General features: G+C 69.6%; 4 protein-coding genes. All 4 read left to right on the forward strand.

What is annotated here, in order from left to right:
- The first annotated feature begins 734 nt into the window (after positions 1-734).
- A complete protein-coding gene (gene rplU, locus QH290_RS00070) occupies positions 735-1,046 on the forward strand; it encodes a 50S ribosomal protein L21 (RefSeq protein ID WP_280261562.1) in 312 nt (103 codons plus the stop codon).
- 40 nt (positions 1,047-1,086) lie between these two features.
- On the forward strand, positions 1,087-1,353 hold the full coding sequence (gene rpmA / locus QH290_RS00075) for a 50S ribosomal protein L27 (RefSeq protein WP_280261560.1): 267 nt from the start codon (positions 1,087-1,089) through the stop codon (positions 1,351-1,353).
- Positions 1,354-1,520: 167 nt separating this feature from the next.
- A complete protein-coding gene (gene obgE / locus QH290_RS00080; RefSeq protein ID WP_280381611.1) occupies positions 1,521-2,981 on the forward strand; it encodes a GTPase ObgE in 1,461 nt (486 codons plus the stop codon).
- Positions 2,982-3,104: 123 nt separating this feature from the next.
- Positions 3,105-3,882, forward strand: a 778-nt coding sequence (gene proB, locus QH290_RS00085) for a glutamate 5-kinase (RefSeq protein ID WP_425303536.1), incomplete at its 3' end; no start/stop codon positions are given.

The following is a 3,882-nucleotide window of genomic DNA, read 5'->3' on the forward strand; positions in this document are numbered from 1 at the left end:
CCCTTGTCCGGCGCGGTCGGCTACACCGTCCGCATCCTCCCCCCCCACCCCCCGCGAGCCCCCCCCCCCCCGCGGGGGCAGGGCCCCACCCCCCCCCCCGAATCCGGCCCGGGGGGACAACCCCAAGATGGGGGGCGTGCGTCGTCTCGGACGTGATCCGGGCGTACCCGAACTGCCGTCGTATCCGGCGTGCTCGGTCGGAATCTGTTTGCGCGCGGTATGGATCCCGGCCAAAAGCGTGCCGGGAGTGGTGGCGCGGGCGTGCCGGGAGTGGTGGCGTGGGCGTGCCGGGAATGGTGGTGTGGGCGTGCCGGGAGTGGTGGTGTAGGCGTGCGGGTGCCGTGACGTTGATGTGCGGGTGTTATGACGTGGGGCCGTCGGGAATCGGCAAGTGGGCGCGCGTATCACGATGTGGGCATGCGGGATGGTGGCGCGGGTGTGCGGAATCACGATGTGGTTGTGCCGAAGTGGTGGTGTGGGCGTGGCGGGAGGGCGTGGGGGCCGGTTTGGTTGGGTGGGTGGGCGTCCTGTAATCTTGGACAGTCGCTGCCCGGTGACAGCATTGCGCTGTGTCACCTGACTGCTGCAGAGCAGGGCCCGTTCAGACGGGAGCCCATCAGGTACCGAGGCGGCGTGATTACCAGACCAGACGTGCGGCGGTCTCCGGTGCATCCGGCAGTCCGGCCGCGGGAGCACAGTGCCGAGCACTAGTAGAGGAAGAGGGTAGCCGACCGATGGCAACGTACGCGATCGTCAAGACCGGCGGAAAGCAGTACAAGGTCGCGGTCGGTGACCTGGTGAAGGTCGAGAAGCTCGAGGGTGAGCCGGGCACCGCCGTGTCGCTGTCGCCGGTGCTGGTCGTGAACGGCGCCGAGCTGACCACCGACAAGGACAAGCTGGCCAAGGTGTCGGTGTCCGCCGAGGTGGTCGAGCAGACCAAGGGCCCGAAGATCCGCATCCACAAGTTCAAGAACAAGACCGGCTACCACAAGCGTCAGGGCCACCGTCAGAAGCTGACGGTCCTGAAGGTCACCGGCATCAAGTAGTCCGACCAGGGGTGCGAACCCCGGCACGAGGAGTTCTGACATGGCACATAAGAAGGGTGCATCCAGCTCGCGCAACGGTCGCGACTCGAATGCCCAGCGGCTCGGCGTGAAGCGCTTCGGTGGCCAGACCGTCAAGGCCGGCGAGATCCTGGTTCGCCAGCGCGGCACGCACTTCCACCCGGGCGTGAATGTCGGCCGCGGTGGCGACGACACGCTGTTCGCCCTCGAGGCGGGCGCGGTCCAGTTCGGCAGCAAGCGCGGCCGCAAGACCGTCAACATCGTGGTTCCGGAGCCGGCGGAGGCTTAGGGGATGGCTAGCCGGCGGAGCTTGCGTAGCCGGCGGGGTGGGTAAGCCCTGTCGCGCCGGAGAGCCTTTTCCACAAACTTCGAAGCGGGTCAGGGTGACGAAACACCCTGGCCCGTTTTCCTGTCTCCAGGACCAGCCGACCGTTCGAGAAGGAGGATGATCAGGTCATGTCCAAGTTCATCGATCGCGTCGTGCTGCACGTCCGCGCCGGGAAGGGCGGGCACGGGTGCGCGTCGGTGCATCGGGAGAAGTTCAAGCCGCTGGGCGGTCCCGACGGCGGGAATGGGGGCAACGGCGGGGACGTGATCCTCGAGGTCGACCCCAATGTGCACACCCTGCTGGACTTCCACTTCCACCCGCATGCCAAGGCGGGCAGCGGCAAGCCCGGCGAGGGCGGCAACCGGGACGGTAAACAGGGTTCCGAGCTGCTGCTGAAGGTGCCCGACGGCACCGTCGTGATCGGTCCCGACGGCGAGGTGCTGGCCGATATGGTCGGCGCGGGCAGCCGGTTCGTCGCCGCGCGCGGGGGTCGCGGTGGTCTCGGCAATGCCGCGCTGGTGTCGCGGGCGCGCAAGGCGCCCGGATTCGCGCTGCTCGGCGAGGAGGGCGAGGAGCGCGATCTCGTTCTCGAGCTGAAGTCGGTCGCCGACGTCGGGCTCGTGGGCTTCCCGTCCGCCGGGAAGTCGTCGCTGGTGTCGGTGCTGTCGGCGGCGAAGCCGAAGATCGCCGACTATCCGTTCACCACGCTGGTGCCGAATCTGGGCGTGGTGTCCAGCGGCGACACCACCTTCACCGTCGCCGACGTGCCCGGCCTGATCCCCGGGGCGAGCGAGGGACGCGGCCTGGGCCTGGATTTCCTGCGGCATCTGGAGCGGTGCGCGGTGCTGGCCCATGTGGTGGACTGCGCGACCCTGGAACCCGGCCGCGATCCGGTCTCGGACGTGGATGCGCTGGAGGCGGAGCTGGCCGCGTACAAACCCGCGCTGCAGGCCGACGCCGGGCTCGGGGACTTGGCCGATCGCCCGCGCGTGGTGATCCTCAACAAGACCGACATTCCCGATGCCGCCGAACTCGCCGATATGGTGACCCCGGAGTTCACCGAGCGCGGCTGGCCGGTGTTCAAGATCTCGGCGGTGAGCCGGGACGGCTTGCGGCAGTTGAGTTTCGCGCTCGCCGATCTGGTGCGCGAGTATCGTGAGGCGCATCCGAAGGCGGCGCCGAAACGGCCGGTGATCCGGCCGGTGGTCAAGGGCGAGAGCGGTTTCAGCGTCGAGGTGGATCCCGAGGTGCCGGGCGGTTTCATCGTGCGCGGCGAGCGTCCCGAGCGGTGGGTGCGCCAGACGCAGTTCGACAACGACGAGGCCGTGGGTTATCTGGCCGACCGGCTGGCCCGCCTCGGCGTGGAGGAGCGGTTGGCGCAGCTGGGCGCCGAGCCCGGGGCCCCGGTCACCATCGGCGACATCAGCTTCGATTGGGAGCCACAGATTTCCGCCGGTGTCGATATGCGGATGACGGGCCGCGGCACCGACCCACGCCTCGACCAGATCGAGCGCATCTCGGCGGCGGAGCGCAAGCACGCCTCCCGCGTGCGCCGCGGCCTGGTCTCGGAGGACGAGGATCAGGCGTGAGCCAGGCGCGCCGCACCCCTTACCTGTTCCCGCACCACGTGCAGGGGCCTGTAGAGGGTGCGGGGACGTGCAAGGGGTGCGGCTGGGTGGGTGTAGTTCGGTGTTGTGGGAGCGAGTTCGGTTATGACGCGAGTTGATTCGGGGCACGATCTGAGCGCGGCGCGTAAGGCGATCGCGACGGCGCGCAGCGTGGTGGTGAAGATCGGGTCCTCGGCGCTGACCAGCCTTGAGGGCGGGCTCGACACGGGTCGGCTGGACAAGCTGGCCGATGCCGTGGAGGCGCGGATGCGGGCCGGTTCCGACGTCGTCGTGGTGTCCTCCGGGGCGATCGGCGCGGGGATCGCGCCGCTCAAATTGTCTTCGCGGCCAAAGGATCTGGCTACCAAGCAGGCTGCGGCGAGCGTCGGCCAGCTGGCCTTGGCGCACGCCTGGGGGACCTCCTTCGCGCGCTACGATCGCACCGTCGGCCAGGTGCTGCTGACCGCCGGGGACTTCTCCCGCCGCGAACATCACCGCAACGCGCAGCGGACGCTGGATCGGCTGCGGTCGCTGCACGCGGTCGCGGTGGTCAACGAGAACGACACCATCGCCACCGAGGAGATCCGCTTCGGCGACAACGATCGGCTGGCCGCGCTGGTGGCCCACCTGGTCGGGGCCGATGCGCTGGTGCTGCTGTCGGATGTGGACGGGCTCTACGACGGCGATCCCCGCAAGGGCGCGGCGAATTTCATTCCCGAGGTGCGCAGCAGCGCCGATCTCGACGGGGTGATCGCCGGGAGCGGCGGGGCGCTCGGCACCGGCGGCATGGCCTCGAAGCTGTCGGCGGCCCGGCTGGCCGCCGACGCCGGTGTGCCCGTGCTGCTGGCCGCGGCGTCGGACGCCGCCGCCGCGCTCACCGGCG

The organism is Nocardia wallacei (assembly GCF_029869545.1).
In the GTDB taxonomy this organism is placed as follows: domain Bacteria; phylum Actinomycetota; class Actinomycetes; order Mycobacteriales; family Mycobacteriaceae; genus Nocardia; species Nocardia wallacei_A.